Origin of the sequence: Veillonella intestinalis, from assembly GCF_943193155.1 — a bacterium.
In the GTDB taxonomy this organism is placed as follows: Bacteria; Bacillota; Negativicutes; order Veillonellales; family Veillonellaceae; genus Veillonella_A; species Veillonella_A intestinalis.
This window is the reverse complement of record NZ_CALPDB010000009.1, coordinates 1-18,851: the sequence shown is the minus strand read 5'-3', so window position 1 is coordinate 18,851 and position 18,851 is coordinate 1. Positions and strand designations below refer to the sequence as shown.

The 18,851-nt window shown below is 37.4% G+C and carries 18 protein-coding genes and 1 riboswitch; of the genes, 12 read left to right on the top strand and 6 right to left on the bottom strand.

Annotated elements, in window-relative coordinates; genetic code table 11:
* Positions 1–164: 164 nt before the first annotated feature.
* Entirely contained in the window at positions 165–1,466 is a 1,302-nt protein-coding gene (locus tag NFR44_RS09395) for an ABC transporter substrate-binding protein (RefSeq protein WP_251444307.1), read from the bottom strand.
* Positions 1,467–1,697: 231 nt separating this feature from the next.
* A complete protein-coding gene (locus NFR44_RS09390) occupies positions 1,698–3,794 on the bottom strand; it encodes an OPT family oligopeptide transporter (RefSeq protein ID WP_251444305.1) in 2,097 nt (698 codons plus the stop codon).
* 231 nt (positions 3,795–4,025) lie between these two features.
* Here NFR44_RS09390 and NFR44_RS09385 point away from each other — a divergent pair, with 231 nt between their 5' ends.
* Complete coding sequence (locus NFR44_RS09385; RefSeq protein ID WP_251444303.1) at positions 4,026–4,901, top strand: DUF3298 and DUF4163 domain-containing protein; 876 nt, start codon at positions 4,026–4,028, stop codon at positions 4,899–4,901.
* Positions 4,902–5,025: 124 nt separating this feature from the next.
* Here NFR44_RS09385 and NFR44_RS09380 read toward each other — a convergent pair whose 3' ends face one another.
* Entirely contained in the window at positions 5,026–5,682 is a 657-nt protein-coding gene (locus NFR44_RS09380) for a flavodoxin family protein (RefSeq protein ID WP_251444301.1), read from the bottom strand.
* A gap of 66 nt (positions 5,683–5,748) precedes the next feature.
* Here NFR44_RS09380 and NFR44_RS09375 point away from each other — a divergent pair, with 66 nt between their 5' ends.
* Positions 5,749–6,420, top strand: coding sequence for a Crp/Fnr family transcriptional regulator (locus NFR44_RS09375; RefSeq protein ID WP_251444299.1), 672 nt, complete (start codon positions 5,749–5,751; stop codon positions 6,418–6,420).
* Positions 6,421–6,654: 234 nt separating this feature from the next.
* Here NFR44_RS09375 and ychF read toward each other — a convergent pair whose 3' ends face one another.
* Positions 6,655–7,761, bottom strand: a complete 1,107-nt coding sequence (gene ychF / locus NFR44_RS09370; protein WP_251444297.1) for a redox-regulated ATPase YchF — start codon at positions 7,759–7,761, stop codon at positions 6,655–6,657.
* Positions 7,762–8,035: 274 nt separating this feature from the next.
* Positions 8,036–9,010 (bottom strand): diaminopimelate dehydrogenase, encoded by a 975-nt coding sequence (locus NFR44_RS09365; RefSeq protein WP_251444281.1) that lies wholly within the window; start codon positions 9,008–9,010, stop codon positions 8,036–8,038.
* Positions 9,011–9,308: 298 nt separating this feature from the next.
* Between NFR44_RS09365 and rpsF the strand changes: the two genes are divergently transcribed.
* The 3 genes from rpsF to rpsR are packed head-to-tail and all read left to right on the top strand — an operon-like array spanning position 9,309 to position 10,282.
* Positions 9,309–9,593, top strand: coding sequence for a 30S ribosomal protein S6 (gene rpsF, locus NFR44_RS09360; RefSeq protein WP_251444276.1), 285 nt, complete (start codon positions 9,309–9,311; stop codon positions 9,591–9,593).
* Between the two features lie 17 nt (positions 9,594–9,610).
* Positions 9,611–10,012 carry a single-stranded DNA-binding protein gene (locus tag NFR44_RS09355; protein ID WP_115310531.1) on the top strand — a complete coding sequence of 134 codons (402 nt, stop codon included), beginning with the start codon at positions 9,611–9,613 and terminating at the stop codon, positions 10,010–10,012.
* A gap of 39 nt (positions 10,013–10,051) precedes the next feature.
* Entirely contained in the window at positions 10,052–10,282 is a 231-nt protein-coding gene (gene rpsR / locus NFR44_RS09350) for a 30S ribosomal protein S18 (protein ID WP_115310530.1), read from the top strand.
* A gap of 110 nt (positions 10,283–10,392) precedes the next feature.
* Here rpsR and NFR44_RS09345 read toward each other — a convergent pair whose 3' ends face one another.
* Positions 10,393–10,572 (bottom strand): hypothetical protein, encoded by a 180-nt coding sequence (locus tag NFR44_RS09345; RefSeq protein ID WP_251444273.1) that lies wholly within the window; start codon positions 10,570–10,572, stop codon positions 10,393–10,395.
* A 652-nt stretch (positions 10,573–11,224) separates the two neighbouring features.
* Positions 11,225–11,412: riboswitch (cobalamin riboswitch) on the top strand.
* Positions 11,413–11,526: 114 nt separating this feature from the next.
* Between NFR44_RS09345 and nikB the strand changes: the two genes are divergently transcribed.
* The 7 genes from nikB to NFR44_RS09310 all read left to right on the top strand — a co-directional run bounded on the left by nikB (position 11,527) and on the right by NFR44_RS09310 (position 18,450).
* Positions 11,527–12,465, top strand: a complete 939-nt coding sequence (gene nikB, locus NFR44_RS09340; RefSeq protein WP_251444270.1) for a nickel ABC transporter permease — start codon at positions 11,527–11,529, stop codon at positions 12,463–12,465.
* The gene (gene nikC / locus NFR44_RS09335; RefSeq protein WP_251444267.1) at positions 12,465–13,283 is read left to right on the top strand and encodes a nickel transporter permease; all 819 of its coding nucleotides are present in this window, start codon (positions 12,465–12,467) and stop codon (positions 13,281–13,283) included. Before nikB ends, nikC begins: the two co-directional genes overlap by 1 nt.
* A gap of 108 nt (positions 13,284–13,391) precedes the next feature.
* Entirely contained in the window at positions 13,392–14,954 is a 1,563-nt protein-coding gene (locus NFR44_RS09330) for an ABC transporter substrate-binding protein (protein ID WP_251444265.1), read from the top strand.
* A gap of 104 nt (positions 14,955–15,058) precedes the next feature.
* Positions 15,059–15,874: an ABC transporter ATP-binding protein gene (locus NFR44_RS09325; RefSeq protein WP_251444263.1), complete on the top strand. Its 816-nt coding sequence runs from the start codon at positions 15,059–15,061 to the stop codon at positions 15,872–15,874.
* Positions 15,875–15,902: 28 nt separating this feature from the next.
* Complete coding sequence (locus NFR44_RS09320; RefSeq protein WP_251444310.1) at positions 15,903–16,712, top strand: ABC transporter ATP-binding protein; 810 nt, start codon at positions 15,903–15,905, stop codon at positions 16,710–16,712.
* 107 nt (positions 16,713–16,819) lie between these two features.
* Positions 16,820–17,344, top strand: coding sequence for a GNAT family N-acetyltransferase (locus tag NFR44_RS09315; RefSeq protein WP_251444261.1), 525 nt, complete (start codon positions 16,820–16,822; stop codon positions 17,342–17,344).
* 221 nt (positions 17,345–17,565) lie between these two features.
* Positions 17,566–18,450: a LysR family transcriptional regulator gene (locus NFR44_RS09310; RefSeq protein ID WP_251444259.1), complete on the top strand. Its 885-nt coding sequence runs from the start codon at positions 17,566–17,568 to the stop codon at positions 18,448–18,450.
* The last annotated feature ends 401 nt before the right edge of the window (positions 18,451–18,851 follow it).

Below are 18,851 nucleotides of genomic sequence, written 5' to 3'. Positions count from 1 at the left end.
TTGTGTGAGACATTTCATATCGAAATTCCAAATGAGTATAGATAACTGCAAATAACAGTTTGTAGGGGAGTTCTGATACTCCCCTACAAAAATGGCTATTTATCAACTGTTTGTTGTGACATAGCCATATAAAAGATTAGTTAACTAATTAATATTTATGGTATTTATTTAATTAACTCATTAATTTTTAAGGCTGCTTGATGTAATGCTTCTGTAGCAGATTGACTACCATTGAGAATTACATCGCGGGCGTCGATTAAAACTTGTTCTGCCTGAAGTCCATTTTGCCCAGGGAAACTAACCCATGGCGTTACATTAGGGAGCATAGCCATCGCTTTTTTAATGTTGTCGTTTTCATCGATAAGCTTTTTGTAAGGCCCTTCTTTATCCATGTTTTTGCGTGGTGGTAAATAACCCGTTCCAGTATCCCATTTTGTTAGATTTTCTGAACTTTCTAAATATTTAATAAATTCTACCGCTGCTTTTTGCTTAGCTTCATCTTTAGAAAGAATCATTAAGAAGTTACCGCCAGCTGGTACTTTTACAGGTTTAGATCCAAAAGCTGGAAAGGTTGTAGTCATTACTTTAAATTGGGATGATTTTTCAAAGTTAGCTCGTTTACCAATAGTGGTAGCCACCATTGCTAACTTCCCTGATGTAAAGCTTTGGAATCCTTCTTCATTGGTTGCATGTAAGCCAGTGCCTGCTTTTATCATATCAGCAATGACTTGATAGCCTTGGGCTGCTTCTGGTGTATCAAAACCAGCTTGCCATTTGCCATCTTTTTGTATAAGCATGGTTCCACCATTAGATTCTACTAAAGCTTGATTTGTCCAAGTATCAGCATATTCTTGCATAAAGAAAGCAGGTGTTCCTGTTGCATTTTTTATTTGCTGTGCATATTGTTGGACTTCTTCCCAGGTTTTTGGTGGTGTATTTGGATCTAAGCCAGCCGCTTTAAATATGTCTGGATTATAGTATAATACAGGCACTGATAATGAGTAAGGGACACCAACTTGCGTTCCTTCGGCCGTTTGTGCTAAACGGGCTATATTAGGTTCAAAGGTATCGTTAATAAAATTAGAATCGCCTGCTTTAGCAAATATTTTGTTAATATCTTCATTTTCAAAATTTTCATGAGCATAATTTAGAAAATTCCACCCCATTTGCACAACATCTGGTGTTTGACCAGATGCTAGAGAGGCTTGTAAATTTTGTGTTAATCCTTTGTACATATCAGGATTGAATTTTTCAGTTACTTTAATATTAGGATGGGTTTTATTAAAGTCATCTACTAATTCTCGAACAGTTTGTCCACCAAAACTATCTGATGCTACATGCCAATACTCTATTTCTACTACTTTGTCGTTGGTTGTTGATGTATTTGATGTGGAACCACCACAACCAGCAAACATTAATGCTGATGTCATGCAAAGAAGACCTGTTAATAGAGCCTTGTATTTCATGATTTGCCTCCTACCTCTTGTGAGGTGTTATAACGATAAAAATAAAAATTAGTGCACTCTTTGTTTTCCATTTAAACATATAATTGTAAATAGAAAAGCTAGTAGTTGTAAAATTTTATTAAATTTTTATCAAGTGTTGTGTTTGGTTGATTTTAATTGGTAAATTTAAATAATAGAATGTATAAAAAAAGCGACTCCTATATAGGAGTCGCTTTTGTGTTTTGTAAGATATTATTTATGTTCTTCTTCATTGATGCGTTGGATTTCAAGGGCTTCTTCACGATTGAACTTTGTAGATAATACAAGATTTACAAAGTAAGCAATTGTAATGAGGAATACCGCTAAGCCAAGCCATTCAGCAGTGCTAGCAAAGTCTTTGCCTACCATGCCAAGTGGATCTTCGCCACCACCAGAGGTTACGGAAATAACGATGATTACCGCAATTAATACACCAATTAAACTTTCGCCAACAATCATGCCAGAGGCAAATAATACGCCACGGCGATTACATTGTTCAACATCTGCATCGGCTAATTCACCGCTGCGTTCTTTTGCACGTTTTACTAAATATTTACCTACGAAATAGCTCATGAAAGAACCAATAACAAGTGGCATTTCAAGGCTTGGTGGTAAGTAAATACCCATGCCAATCGCTAATGGTGGCAAGGATAAAGTAGCAGTTGTGCTTTTTAGAATTAAGTTAATGATAATCCCGATGATACCAATACCAACACCAATAAGGATATAGTCCCAATCAAGATTGGAACTGAAGATACCTTGTGCAATGGTTGTCATTAAGGTAGCTTGTGGTGCTGATAAAGCAGCTGATGGGTCCATTTCAGGACGAGGTAAAGCGCCTGTAAAACCATAAGCTTCATATAATAAGTTAAGTACAGGTGCGATAGCTACAGCACCAGCTACAGAACCAATTAATAAAGCAACCTGCTGTTTCCAAGGCGTAGCACCTACAAGTTGACCAGTTTTAAGGTCTTGTAGGTTATCATTAGAAATAGCAGCGATACATACTACTACGCTAGTCATAAATAGTGCCATAGCGGTAGCAAATTTTACACCGGCTTCTGTAGCAAATAAGTCATTGGCAGAGGCAATGGCAAATACTACGAGGGAGGATATGATAATCCCTAAAATACCGATACCAGAGATTGGGCTGGCAGAAGTACCAATTAGGCCTGCCATGTAACCACAAGCAGCGGCAACGAAGAAACCGATGCAGAGGGCGATTACGATGCCACAAACTACAAGTGTCCACATAAGTGCAGGATTAATATCAACTGCGCTTACAAAGGAATAGAAACAAATTACGAGACCAACTAAGATAACTAAGAATACAAGGCCAATGGTAGATGGTTTCATATCTGTATCCATACGATGTGTATCGCGTTCTTCGCTGGACATTTTCATGTTTTTAATAGAGATACGCATGCCTTCAACGATTGGTTTTGTTAGGGTAATTAAAGTCCAAATAGCAGCAATACCGATACAACCAGCGCCGATGAAACGAACTTTTTCTTTCCAAACGGCCATAGCAAAGGATTCTACTGATTTAGCATCGCCCATAGGTAGTACATTTGTTAAGTATGGTACGAAACCACCCCAGGCGATAATCATACCTACAAGAATAGCGATACCGCTGGCAATACCAATGAGGAAACCAGCTCCTAAAAGAGCGGTAGAGAACCCGAGTGGGAATTGAGTTACCCCACGGCCTACGCCAAACCAGAAACTCATTTCACCAGCGAGGTAATGGAAACCGTTAGTACAAAGACTAATAATACCAGCAAAAATACCGCCACTTACGATTTCTTTCATGCCACTAGCGGATTTGCTAGTGCCTGATTCATCAGTATGTGCTTGGCTACCTACTTTTAAAATCTCGGCAGCAGCGCGACCTTCAGGATACGGTAAATCACTGTTTACAACCATAGCTCGACGAAGTGGAATGGTAAATAACACACCTAAAGAGCCCCCACAAGCACAGAGCAACAATGTTTCTCCATAAGGGAAGCCTTGCCAATAGCCTAGCATCAATAGACCTGGCAATACGAAAATAACAGCTGATAAGGTACCAGCAGCTGATGCTTGGGTTTGCACCATGTTGTTTTCAAGGACGTTAGAGTCTTTGAAAAAACGTAGGATAGCCATAGAGATAACGGCTGCAGGAATTGAACTTGAGAAGGTTAAACCAACTTTAAGCCCTAAATAAACGTTTGACGCGGTAAAGATAATAGTTATAAGTACACCTAAGAGCATACCGCGAAACGTTAATTCCGGCAGATGTAAGTCATGACTCATAAAATCATGCTTCATACTAATCCTCCTTACTTGCATAAAATAATAAATAAATAATATCCTTACTAGACAATTGTATAAGATATGCGGACAAAATACAATGATTTGTCGCTAACTATATTGTATACATATAATTCATCATGAATTTTTCACTACAATCTGTTATACTTGTTATATGTTTAACGCATATATAGCATGAATATATGGGCGTGAAATGTAAGAAGTACATTGTTTAAGGAGGGTTTTGTAATGAAACATGTATTGAAATCATATATATTAGCTGCCCTAGTGGGGACAGTTGCTTTTGGTGGTTTTGGTGTGGCACAAGCTGCCGATGTGGCAGTAGTAAAGGTTAATGCAGAACCTGCAGCTGCTGTAGTAGATGAAAGTGGTGATGTAGTAGCCGTAGCAACACCAACAGAAGCTCATAATAATACTACGGGCATTATGACGAAACGTATTTCTCAGGATATTTCCCCAGCTACCAATAAAACGGTATGGGAAGAATCGGATAAATTAGCGCGCGAAGCAGATTTAGTAGAAGTGCCAGAAGCGAATGCGTATTACCAACGTTTGGCGGTATCTGTTTCTCCAGTAGCTGTGACTGGTGATCGTTTACATATTACGTATCCTACGGTTACATCTGTTAGCCCAGTCGTGACGAAGGCTATCAATGATCGAATTACTAAATATGTACAAACGTTACAAAAGAATTTAGAAAAAGCTAATTTAAAAGCAGACATGAAAGAAAATCTTTATATTAGCTATGATGTAGAAGCTAATGATAAAGGTATCTTCAGTGTGCTAATTAAATCTTATACGATTGGCGATCATGCAGCCAATGGTTTGAATACAGTAAAAGCATTTACCTTCAATAGTACCAGTGGTAAATTACTATCTTTAGGTGATTTTGGTGGCGTTTCTAAAGATGTATTAAATAAAGCTATCAATGAGGATGAAGAGTTAAAAGAACAATTTTTCCCTGATAACTTGCCAATTGATAAAGTACCGACTGATTTCTATGCTACCGAAGACCATGAGTTATATATTATCTTCCAACAAGGAACAGTTGGTTCTATGGCAGCAGGTACGATTTATGTACCAGTCGGTAAAAGTAAACGCTAAGTAAGTTAGGCTAAGTGATAGCTAGTGTTAATTGGTTTAAGTGCCTACCTGCTGATTAAAAGGTAATTCATAATAAAAGGATGTCATGACTATCTGTTGATAGTTGTGACATCCTTTTTGATTACTATAACTCGTTAGCACTAATAACTAGCTGCTGTCCGATTTGATAGGCTCTAGTTAAATCGTGTTCAAAGTGTGCGGCTTGATATGCTTTTTTATCGCTTTCAGAGAAAATTGATGATTCAAATTTACTGTAATCATCGAATTGTACGGTATTATAGACATAATGTTTAATAGGTTCTACCCCTAAAATACGATGTACACCAGCTTCAATAGGTAATAAGCTATCTCGTAAATGGTATTGATAGCTTTGCTCTTCGGTCATGTTCATGGTATAAATAAAAGCAGAAGGAATTGTTTTGCCAAGAACAGATGGTACATCAGCGCTATAAATATAATTTGAAAAGAGGAAGCGTTCAAAGAGTGCTTGTAAGGCTGCCGTTATATTTGAAAAGTAGATAGGCGAGCCCCAAATGATAGCATCGGCTTCTTTTAATTGTTCAATAATAGGTGTTAAATCGTCTTTAATAATACAGGTACCATGCTCTTTATCTTTGCGTTTACAATAAAAACAGCTGAAACAGCCACGATACTGTAAGGGATAGAGTGAGATTAATTCTGTTTCAGCGCCAGCTGCTTGAGCACCAGCTAAGGCTTTATTAAGCAATTGCACTGTATTTTTGTTAGGTCGAGGGCTACCATTAATAGCGATAACTTTCATAATAAAACTCCTTTACACATTAAATTAGAACTTTCTTTTTATAGTCGTATAAAAAAGGGGATAGCTATGACATATCCAATGTATTTTTTCTCAGAAGATTTTTTGTCGATTCGTCCATTACTTGAGGAGTTACCTGTTAAAATATTTGATTTTAAAGAAGGTGATTACCTCTGGCAACCTGGAGATTCTTTAGAATATTTACATTATATTCAGTCTGGTGTTTTACAGTTTGCTATCACGCATTCTACAGGCCGTGAAAAGATTATATCTTTTCATGGTAGAGATACTTTATTTCCTGTTTTTTATGAAGGTCCTGTACGTCTTGAACATGCGTTAGAAGCACAAATACTAGCGGATACGCATACTATGGCAGTAAAACGAACAGATTTTCAGCAGTTATTAATGGTTCATCCGGACGTTAGTTTAGCTGTTATTCGCTGGTATACGCGCTTCGCTAATCTATTACTTTATGATACAGGACATCAAGAATTTAATGATGGTTTTAGTAAATTATGTAATATTATTTACTTATTACTTTGTCGTGATAAAACAGAATTAATTATTAGTCAGGAACGATTGGGTCAAATCTTAGGTATGAGTCGTGTACATATTAATCGTTACTTAGGCCGACTTAAAGAAGAAGGCATTATTCAAGTGCAGCGTATGCGGATTAATGTGCTTGACAAAGTTAAGTTGATGGCGTATTGTTCAGCTGAAACTGTGGATTTAGACTTATAACACTAATGCTATTTACTAGAAAAAATTTTATTAAGAAATATACAGGTAGGTCATGGCTTATTTTAGTATAAACAAGATGTCATACTATTGTCTGTAAACTAGGTTACACAACTTAAAAAAGCCCTTAGGTGCAATATACTTATACATTGTTAGTATATGTGCCGTAAGGGCTTTTAGCTATTTATTTGTATGGAATGTTTACGTTTTATGTTTATGTAACTTTAAAAGTATGGATTACACATTGAAGCGGAAGTAGGTTACGTCCCCATCTTTCATCACGTATTCTTTACCTTCAAGGCGCACTAGGCCTTTTTCTTTGGCTGCATTTTGGCTACCGCAAGCTACGAGATCATCGAAGGCTACGATTTCAGCACGAATGAACCCTTTTTCAATATCAGAGTGAATTTTACCCGCTGCTTGAGGAGCTTTCGTTCCATCCACAATGGTCCAAGCGCGTGCTTCCATTTCACCGGCTGTGAAGAAGTTGATGAGACCAAGTAATGCATAACTGGCTTTAATCAATTTATCTAAACCGCTTTCAGATACGCCCAACTCTTCTAAGAACGCCATGGATTCTTCATCAGATAATTCTGCAATTTCTGACTCAATGCGTGCAGATACAACAACAACGCCAGAACCTTCTTTAGCTGCATATTCCTGTACTCGTTTCACATGTTCGTTACCGGAATAATCTGAAATTTCATCTTCTGAAATATTAGCTACATAGAGGGATTTTTTGGCTGTCAGTAAGGTCAATTCTTTAAGAATTTCTAACTCTTCTTCTTCAAGACCTTGAGCTCGTACAGGAATAGCATCGCCTAAGCCTTCAATGACTTTTTCAAGAATTGGCAGTTCGATACGAGCGTCTTTATCACCACTTTTAGCAATTTTTTCAATACGCTGTTTACGTTTTTCGACAGAATCTAAGTCAGCTAAGCAAAGTTCTGTGTTAATGATTTCAATATCACGGATTGGATCGATGGAGCCAGATACATGGGTAATATTAGGGTCATCAAAACAACGAACTACTTGAGCAATAGCGTCGACTTGGCGAATATGGCTAAGGAATTTGTTGCCTAAGCCTTCCCCTTTAGAAGCCCCTGCTACAAGACCGGCAATATCTACGAAACGCATAGCCGCAGGAATTACTTTTTTAGATTTAAACATGTCTGCTAATTTATAAATGCGGTCGTCTGGTACATCAACGACACCCACATTTGGTTCAATGGTACAGAATGGATAGTTAGCGGCTTCAGCGCCTGCTTTAGTAATAGCATTGAATAATGTACTTTTTCCTACATTAGGAAGACCTACGATACCTACTTCAAGATTTGTGCTCATAATACCACCTTTTTAAATGACTCGATATATACAAATTGTTGTTTATTTTATAACTGTGTATGTTATATGAATATGATTTTATCGTATATGCACATGACTCTATATGCATATCAACAATATATTATAGCATAGAAATAGTTTTACTGCATGATATTTGCGCATAGGAATTGAAATTTGCTAACTGTATGAAAAAGGGGCTGAAACAAAATGGAGAATAACATTCGCATTTCGTTACAGCCCTTTATATGGAGTGTGTTATAAGTTACATTTTAGATTATAAGGAGTGTGCACGTAATTCTTCAGCACTGTGCGTAGAAATCCAAGCTGGTGGAATATCAAAAACTGTATAAGCACCAGTACCACCATGTTTAGCTAAGCGATAAATACCACGAGCATAGGCTGTTAAAACAGAGCCCGTGAATTCTGGATTGCTATCAAGTTTTAAGGAATATTCAACTACATGACGAGTACCTTCTGTGCTTTCGCCGCTGCGAAGGACAAAACCGCCATGAGGAATTCCTTTATGGTTTTTATCGAGCTCTTCTTGAGAGATAAAATGTACAATTGTTTCATAACCAACAAAGTAGTTTTCCATGGTTTTAATGTCATGCTCAATTTTAGCTTTATCAGCATCATCGGCAGCTACTACATAGCATTCACGAAGATGGCCAGATTGAGCAGTTACTTCAGGCGTTTCACCATTGCGAATCTGGTCTAAATACTCTTCACGAGGTACTGTATATTGACGGGCATCAACAACACCTTCTAGGCGACGAATCGCATCGGAGTGACCTTGGCTAACACCACGACCCCAGAAAGTATAAGATTTGCCTTGAGGTAAAATGCTTTCAGCAAATACGCGCTGTAAGGAGAACATACCTGGATCCCAACCACAGGAGATAAGAGCGGCATGACCTGCTTCTTTTGCTGCTTTATTAACATTTTCAAAGTGCTCAGGAATGCGTGCATGTGTATCGAAGCTATCAATAACTGTGAAATGTTTAGCCACCATTGGTGTTTGCTCGATTAAATCAGTCGCAGAGCCACCACAGAGTACCATAACGTCAATTTTGCCTTTGAAGTTTTCTAGTTCGCTCATAGCATAGCTTGGTACACCACTTACAGTTTGTAAACCGCTACGACGAGAGAATATACCAACTAATTCCATATCTGGTTGTAAGTTAACAGCAGCTTCTACGCCACGGCCAAGATTGCCATAGCCTACGATGCCTACTTTAATTAAATTCATAGGTAAGACCTCCTAAATAATGTATGTGATAATAACTCTTATTTAATTATCTTGTTTTAGTATACCGTTTGATGGGCAACCTGTACAGAGAAAAATCTAATTTTCTATAGAAAATTTATTTTTGCTAGGTATATAGGCTAAATTTATGGATGAAATATGATAAAAGTATAATTTATATCATATAAAGGTATTGTGTTTTATTCTTGCTTAGGTTATAATAGTAAGGCTTATTGATGGTAAGCGCTTCCTACCCCTATGGAAGATAGGGGCATAAGTCCAAAAGAGGAGGTGATTTTGTATGAACAAATACGAAGTCATGGTGATTGTGAAACCAGCCGAAGAAGAGACAACCAACGCAGTTATTGAAAAAGTAGAAGCTTTGATTGCTCGTGTAGGCGGCACAGTAGAAAAGGTAGATCGTTGGGGCAAGCGTCGTCTTGCTTACGCAGTGAAAAAATTCACTGACGGTTTCTACGTATTGATTAACTTTGAAGCAGATCCTGCTGAAATCAAAGAAATCGATCGTGTATTGAAAATCAACGATGATGTCCTTAAACACCTAATTGTTAAACACGGCAAGTAAGCTCTGGGAGGTTTATTATGAACTCAGTACAGATCTTAGGTAATTTAGCTCGTGACCCTGAAGTGCGCTTTACTAAAACAGGTAGAGCCGTAGCAACATTTACAGTGGCTGCGACAAACACATATTTTGATTCCACAACCAATGAACAGAAGGAACAAACTGCCTTCATTAATTGTGTTGCATGGGGCAAATTAGGGGAAGCAGCTGGTAACCTTCGCAAAGGGAGCCGTTGTTTCGTTGAAGGTCGTTTAAATACCCGTTCTTATGAAACTCAGGATGGGCAAAAACGCTATGTTACTGAAGTAGTGGCTAACTTTGTTGGCCAGTCTTTAGATGCACAAAACGCTGATAGCTTTGGCGGTGGTTCATCTAACTTCGACAGCTTTGGTGGCGGTAACGAAGAAAACATTCCGTTCTAGTGTTTAGGACTCCTACTAATTCGAAAAGGAGGATTCACAATGAGAAGAGATAGAGGCAGAAAGCCAAGAAGAAAAGTATGTAACTTCTGCGTTGATCATGTAGATCAAATCGACTATAAAGATATTGCTAAACTTCGTCGTTTTACGACTGAACGCGGCAAAATTCTTCCTCGTCGTATTTCTGGCACTTGCGCTAAACATCAGCGCAAATTGACTCTTGCAATTAAACGCGCTCGCGCTATTGCATTGTTGCCATTCACTGCAGAATAATCGCATAACAAATGAAAACCCAGTAACCATGATGGTTGCTGGGTTCTTTTATTTTATCAATCTTTGCCACATACTTTCCTATTTCATTATCCAATTAATCAGAAATTTAATCAACTATAATGTTTTTTCCGATATGATTTTGACATAAAGTAGGCACGTCGAATTTGTTCTGGTGTTTTATTGCCGTAAAGTATAAAATCGTCTTCTTCGCGTACTACTATATCAGCATGAAGAGGCTTTGTATAGCTACCTAAATGTAATAGAATGCCTTCTTTTTCTTTGTTATACATGAGGTTATCGTCTCCTTAACTTCGGAAATATACTATTTCATAGATGAATTTATGTATTATTGGAAATAGTTAGAGTATATGGACATGATTAATTTTATAAGGATAGGTTTATTAAGTATGTACCTATTAAGTATGTGTCTATTAAGTGTGTGTTTATTAAGTATCTACCTATTAAGTATCTACTTATAAAATTAAATACATTGATTTTTACTATTATATTAATGAATGATGAAATTTTACGCTCGTTTATCATTTATTATACTCCTTTTATAAATAATGTAAATATAAAATATGACAAAGTTGTTGGTGATTAATACTTTAATAAAATAAATATAACGAAAATAAACATATATAAATAGTAGGTTTTATATAAAAGTTATATATGAGGTGAATTATATATTGGTATTGATACATTTTCTCGGTACATATACCCCTAATAGTATAAATACTATACCCTGCTAGGTATAATAGATAGTTGAATTTCGATGAATTTCCAGTATTTATGAACAAATAATAATATTTTGTTCTTTTTTGAGAAAAAATAGCAATAATTCATGACTAATAATTGACAGAATACAAAAAGATAAGATACCATAATATCAATATAGGTTTTATTTTATAATATTCAAATAATATACTATTACAATTCTATAATGAAATTCATGTTGTAAGTGTCGGGTATGCCGAGCGATAATAAGAGGAAAATAGGTGTAAATCCTATGCTGCCACACAGCTGTAAATGAGGAGTCAATTTCGCTAAAGAGTCACTGGGAAACTGGGAAGGCTAGAAATTGATAATGAGTCATGAGCCAGAAAGCCTGCTTATAACAAATTAGCTATTACACCCTTGGAATCGTGTTATAGGATTAATTTGTTGTTGAGTTCATACTCGCTCTTTCAAAGAGCGAGTTTTTTTATTGGGAGAATAATAGCTATATGTAGGGAGGAATAGGTATGGTAAAGAGGACACTGCAACATTTGGGGCAAGTGTTAGTTACATTAATAGGGGTTACCTTTTTAACATTTAGTTTGAGTTTTTTAGCACCTGGTGATCCAGTACTTATGTTATTAGAAACAGCAGATACTATTGTTTCACAAGAGTTAATCGATCAAACTAGGCAAGAATTGGGATTAGATAAACCTTTTCTCGTGCAGTATGGCAATTGGGTAATGCATGCAGTTCAAGGTGATTTGGGTATGTCTTATTCGGCTAAAAAACCAGTTGTAGATAAGATGTTGGAAGCCTTGCCAGGCACACTTATGTTAGCTAGTGTAACCATTGTTATGATTTTGATTATGGCAGTGCCTTTAGGGATTATAGCAGCAATTAACCAAAATAAATGGCCTGACTTTTTAATCCGAGGGATTGCTTTTGTTGGTATATCTTTGCCTGCCTTTTGGTTAGGCCTTATGTTACTTTATATTTTCGGTTATAAATTAGGGATTGCTCCTATTGCAACCGCAACAGTATCTTTAAAGAATGCAATTTTACCTGCTTTTACTTTGGCGTTTGCCTTGATGTCTAAATTTATGCGACAAGTGCGTTTAGTTATTTTAGAGGAAATTAATAAAGATTATGTAGTAGGGGCGCGCGCACGTGGCATGGGGCATATGGAAATTATGTTTCGTCATATTCTACCGAATGCTTTTTTACCGCTTTTGACTATCTTTGGTATGTCTATGGGGTGGCTGCTAGGCGGTGTAGCAGTTGTAGAAATGGTATTTTCTTGGCCTGGACTTGGCAAAATGGCGGTACAAGCTATTACTTTTCGAGATTATCCTTTAATTGAAGGTTTTGTACTTTGGGCATCGGTAGCCTATATGTTAATCAATGGGATTATTGATTATTCTTATACTATATTGGACCCACGGTTGAAACGGGGGTGTAAATAGTGAAAGCGTTTATTAGTAATAATAAGGCCTTTTCTTTTTATTCTTCTTTAGTCATATTGGTTATTTTAGTGGCTGTTTTTTCACCTTGGTTAACACCACATGATGCGTTTGTTTCTGATTTGAGTAATGCTTTACAAGCACCAAGTGATACGCATTGGTTTGGTACTGATAAATTAGGTCGTGATGTGTTGTCACGTATTATTTATGGTACAGGTTTGTCATTATTTATGGCCTTTACTATTGTGTGTTTAGTTGCTTCTATTGGCACTATTGTAGGCTCTGTGGCGGGCTATTTTGGTGGTGTCGTAGAGATGGTGCTTATGCGCATTTGTGACATTATGATTTCCTTCCCTGGTATTGTATTGGCTATTGCGATTGCTGGTATTATGGGTGGCAGTGTAGGCAATACTATATTGGCACTTACGATTGTAGGATGGGCAAAATATGCTCGTTTGGTGCGCAGTTTAGTTATTAAAGTGCGGCAAGAAGATTACATAGCCGCTGCTATTATGAGTGGCGGTACTTCAGCCGTTATTTTACGGCGCCATATTTTACCAAATTGTATGCCTTTGGTAGTAGTCACCGCTAGTATGGATTTAGGAATTATGATGCTCGAAGTGGCGGGTTTATCCTTTTTGGGGTTTGGGGCACAACCGCCCACACCAGAATGGGGGCTTATGCTTAATGAAGGGCGTCAATATTTACAATTAGCACCTTGGTTGATGATGTTTCCTGGGGCGGCCATTTTAATAGTGGTAGCGATTTTTAATGTGTGGAGTGATAGTTTACGTGATATTTTAGATCCTCGACAAAAATAGTTTATTTGTAAGAATGACTAAACGAGTGATTTTAAATATATGAGTAGCATCAGATGTAACTATTAGGTATTAGGTTTAGGGTATTTATTTTTAGAAGGGATGTTGAGTATGAAAAAGTTTTGGCGTAAGGCTTTGTTAGGCAGTGTAGGTGTAATGCTCTGTGCTTCTTTATTGGCTGGTTGCGGTAGTGAATCGGCTGATAATAAAGAGGTCTTAAAAGTGGGCGTAACTAACTTTGCTGATACATTAGAGCCAACGGATAATTTCTATGCTTGGGTGGTTATGCGTTATGGTATTGGGGAAACATTGACCAAATTTGACAAAGAAATGAAACCAACTCCATGGTTAGCCTCTAAATGGTCTTTAAGTGATGATAAAGTAACATGGACATTTATTATTGATGATAAAGCGAAATTTTCTAATGGTAAGAAGTTAACCGCTGCAGAAGTGAAAGCCTCTATTGAGCGTGCTTTTGCTAAAAGTAAGCGAGCCGCTACATTTTTTGAATATGACTCCATTGAAGCAAATGGACAGGAATTAGTAATTAAAACGAAGAAGCCAATGCCGAATATGCCAGGTCTTTTAGCGGATCCTCTATTCTTGGTTGTTGATGTACAATCTGAACAAGACGGGCGTAATTTCTCTAAAGAAGGTCCTATTGCTACAGGCCCTTATAAAGTAGTGTCATATAGCAAAGATAAATCCGTATTAGAGGCTAATGAAAACTATTGGAATGGTACAGTGCCATTTAAAACTGTTGAAATACCGTCTATTGAAGATCCAAATACACGAGCTATGGCGTTGCAGTCTGGGGAAGTCGATATGGCGGTTAATATTGGGCCTGGCGAAATTGGTTTGTTTAAAGGAAATGATAAATTCCAAGTTGATGAAATTGCTTCCTTGCGCGTTGTCTTAGCTCGAATTAATCAAAAAGGCTTATTAGGTGATTCAAAAGTAAGAGCAGCCTTTATTAGCGCTACTGACCGCAAAAATTATGCGGAGGTATTACTAAAAGGCACGTTTATCCCTGGTAAGGCGCCAATTCCACCTTCTATGGACTATGGTTTTGATCAATTAACCGACCCTAATGCGTATAATCCGGAACGGTCTAAGCAATTATTGGCTGAAGCAGGGTGGAAAGATACGGATGGGGATGGTATTTTAGATAAAGATGGCAAGCCATTATCCGTTAACTTTGTAGTTTATAATAGTCGTGCTGAATTGCCAATTTATGCAGAAGCTGTGCAGGCGGATCTTCGTAAAGTTGGTGTGGATGTAAAAATTAAAACAGTTGATTATACATTAATCGATAAAATGGGGATTGATGGGGATTATGATTTATTAATTTCTAATATTGTAACCGCAAATACAGGGGACCCTGAAACGTTCTTAAAATGGTATTGGAAAACTAATGTAAATGGCGATAATCCCCAAAATGGCTCTGGCTATAGCAATCCAGAAGTAGATGCAAAATTAGATGCATTATCTACAGAGTTTGATCCAGCTAAACGGAAACAATTAATTATTGAAGTACAACAATTATTATTAAATGATGGGGCTGCTTTATACTTTGGTTATCCAATGACTAATATTATTGCTAAGAAATCCTTAAAAGGAGTTGTTATGTTCCCATCTGATTATTATTGGATTACGAATGACATTGCTAAATAAAATGTGTGGTTAACTAACATATATAGTAGCTATATTTTTAGTATATATATTATTAGGGATTAGATTTTTGACGAGCGTATAAAGAAAGGGTGTGCGTGTCATATATGACGCAGAAGGCAGCATTGGTTGAGGTAAAAAATCTAAGTATAGCTTATGGTGAAGCGGCGCCTTCTGTGACAGACGTCAACTTTTCTTTGGCAGAAGGTGAAGTGCTTGTCATTGTAGGTGAATCAGGTAGTGGTAAAACGACGATTATTCGGGCATTAATAGACTGTTTATCTGTTAGTGGTCAGGTGGTACAGGGGCATCTGTATTATGATGGTGATGACATAAGCACTTGGTCAGAAACTAAATGGCGCCAATATCGTGGAACGGATATTTCTATGATTTTTCAAGACAGTGGTAGTGCTATGGATCCGATACAAACTATTGGTAAACAGTTTATTGCCCATATTCGTCGTCATAGTGGCATGACTAAATCGGCGGCAGAAAATAAAGCACTGGAATTATTAGCTATGGTGTCCTTGCCAGCTAGTAAAGATATGTTACATCGCTATCCATTTGAGTTGAGCGGTGGTCAACGACAACGGTTAGGCATTGCTATGGCTATGGCGTTTACGCCCCGTTTATTACTAGCGGATGAACCGACGTCAGCTTTAGACGTAACGACACAGGCTCAAATTGTAGAAGAATTGCTACGCCTTTGCAAACAAAATAAAACAGGGATTATCATGGTGACCCATAATATTGGCGTAGCGGCACATATGGCAGATAAAATTATGGTTATGCAACAAGGCCAGGTTGTTGATTATGGTACACGGGATGAGGTTTTATTTACCCATCATTCTGATTACACGGCTAAGTTATTAGATGCTGTGCCTACATTAGGAGGAAAACGCTATGTCGATGCAGTTGAATAAAGAACCGATAAATAATCAAAGGGCTAGCATGACTGACAAAGCCATAGGTACGCCTGTTTTAGAAGTTAAGAACCTTTGCAAAACCTTTTCATTACCTAATGGGGGGATGCTAGAAGCTTGTAAACATGTATCCTGGTCTTTGTGGCGTGGTGAGTCCTTAGGTATTGTGGGGGAATCGGGATGTGGTAAGAGTACTCTCTTAAAAATGATTTTGCGCATGTTGACACCTACGAGTGGTGATATTTATTTGGACGGTGTCCGCATGGAAGTCGGTAATGGTAAGACTGATCGGGAGCAACGTCGTAAAATTCAAATGGTGTTTCAAGATTCCTCGCAAGCATTTGATCCTCGCATGACAGTAGAGGATATTATTTGCGAACCTCTTTATAATTTTGGGCTGTTGGCACGTGGTGAAACGACGGCTATTGCAACTCGGTATTTAGAGATGGTCGGTTTAGAAGGGGATTTTGCCAAACGGTATCCCCATGAGATGAGTGGGGGTCAGCGTCAACGGGTGGCCATTGCGCGAGCGTTGGTGTTAGAACCAGAGATCATTGTATTTGATGAGGCTACGTCTGCTCTTGATGTATCGGTGCAGGATGCGATTGCTAAATTATTAGTAAAATTACAAAGAGAGAAAAATTTAACCTATGTATTTGTGGCCCATGATATTGCCTTTATACGTAGTATATGTCATCGGGTAGTGGTGATGTATTATGGTGAAGTAGTGGATGAAGTGTCAGCAGCCCGATTGACTGAGGCGGAGCACCCTTATACACGAAAGTTGATAAATGCTGTATTTGAAGTAGGTAATGATAGAAAAAGAGTTGTAATTTAATATAAAAGTAAGCTATACTTTAATAGAATGAAATAAATACTACTATATATACATATATAGTAGTATTTGTTGTATAAGGTGTTTTTAGGAGGATAAAAGACAAAGGTATGATAACTGTAGAACTGATTACACCGGACACCAAGTGGGAGCCGATTTATCAATTCTTAGTAGAGCAAATGCATGTGCATTATGGTAGACCTTTTGATTCGGAACGGAATCAACAATTTTTAAATTTAGCGGAGCAATACAATCCAGCTAAGCGCAGTCAAGCCTATGTGGCTTATAATGAAGCGGGTGATGTTATCGGGACAGGCTGTTTGACCCCGTTAGCAGAACAAGAACATCGTCCGCCACATTGTACGAGTTTAGACACTTGGGGATATGTATCGCGAATCTATGTGGCTGAAAATCTTCATGGCCAAGGGGTAGGGCGTAAAATATATGAAGCTATTGAAGTATCGGCGCAACTATTTGGATATACTCATTTATGTTTAAATACGCATAGATTTTTAAACAAGGGATGTTCTTTTTGGCAACGACAAGGTTATATTGAGTATGAAGATACACATGATGAATGGCAAACGATTTGGCTTAGTAAAGAGTTAAATGCGTTAAGTGAGCTAGCATTGTAAAAGATATCCACAAAAATAGTAAGTTATACACATAAAAACTAAGATATATCCACAGAAAACACCTGACTTATCCACAGTAGGTGTGCATGAGCACTAGTAATGAACGTGTGATGTTATTTTTAGGCTAAAGGAAGAACGTAGTACAATGAATTAAATTGTATTACGTTCTTTAATTAGGCGTGAAAGGAATGTAGGGATACTGGTGAAAGGGGGAGAGGGTAATGCGTATTGATACAGATCATATGGAATATTTTTTAGCAGTAGTTCGTCATGGCACTGTTACTAAAGCAGCACAAGCATTGCATGTAGCACAACCTGCTGTAAGTCGGAAAATAAGGGCGCTAGAAAATATATTGAATATAGCTTTGTTGGATCGCCAACCTCGTATGGTATTAGTCACAGAGGCAGGCAAAGCTTATGCTGAAGTATTTACTCAATATTTACAGGCTATGAAAGCGGTGCAGGCTAAATTTGGCAATCATGATGAGCAGGTGATTCGCTATGGTATGTTCTTAGGTTGGAACTGGCCTAAATCATTAACCTCATATGTGTCGACGTTTCAGAAGGAACATCCTCATATCAAATTAATTGGTACTAGTGAAGATGTAAAAGGGCTCCGTGAGGGATTAGTTAGTAAGCGTTTAGATTGTGTTGTAGCTTTACCAGAAATGTTGCCAGACTATGAAGGGATTCAGCAAGTTCCACTAGGGGATATAAGTCGCACAGTAGTCTACTCTAAGCGAAATTCATTGGCAAATCGTGACAATGTAACATTAAAGGACTTTAAAGATCAACCTTGCTATATGTTTCAAGATGAGGTGACTGAAGTGGCTAGGAAAATGATTATGGATTTATTTAAGACATATCACCTGCCAGAGCCTGAAATTCGTGTGGTAGATAATTTAGAGTCAGCAGTAATGGCATTGGAACAAGGCGAAGGGTTTGCTTTGCTCGATGATAATCAGCGTATTATTCATAATTTGCAATTTAAATACTTTATATTACCTGAAACAAAGACTATGTGCTTGGCATATACTACAGAAAGTAGTGAAAAATCTGAATTGATACAATTTGTTGAGGGGATAGAGAATGCGTTGAAAGTATAGTTTGTCTTCTGTGAGAGTAATAATGTGTTATATTAGATTTCCTGAAAATATTTTAAGAAAAAGGGTTGACGAAGTATTCGAAAAAGAGTATTATAATTCATGTCCTCAATCACGGGACATCAAAGGGGCGAGATAAATGAAATCTTAAAGCTCTTTTTTGAAAAATAAGTGAGATATTGTTTACTAAGTTTTTCTGAAAATATTTTACAAAAATACTTGACAGTGAAAATTAGTTGCGATATAATAATTAAGCTGTCGCAAACTGGTAACAGTAAAGCGATGTAGCAGATCTTTGAAAACTGAACAATGTAAGGTAATCATTTCTAACGAAATGAACATAGCCAGAGTGCGGGTTTCAACAACGTTGAAACCAACCAAATAAATTCTAAGTTAGATAACTT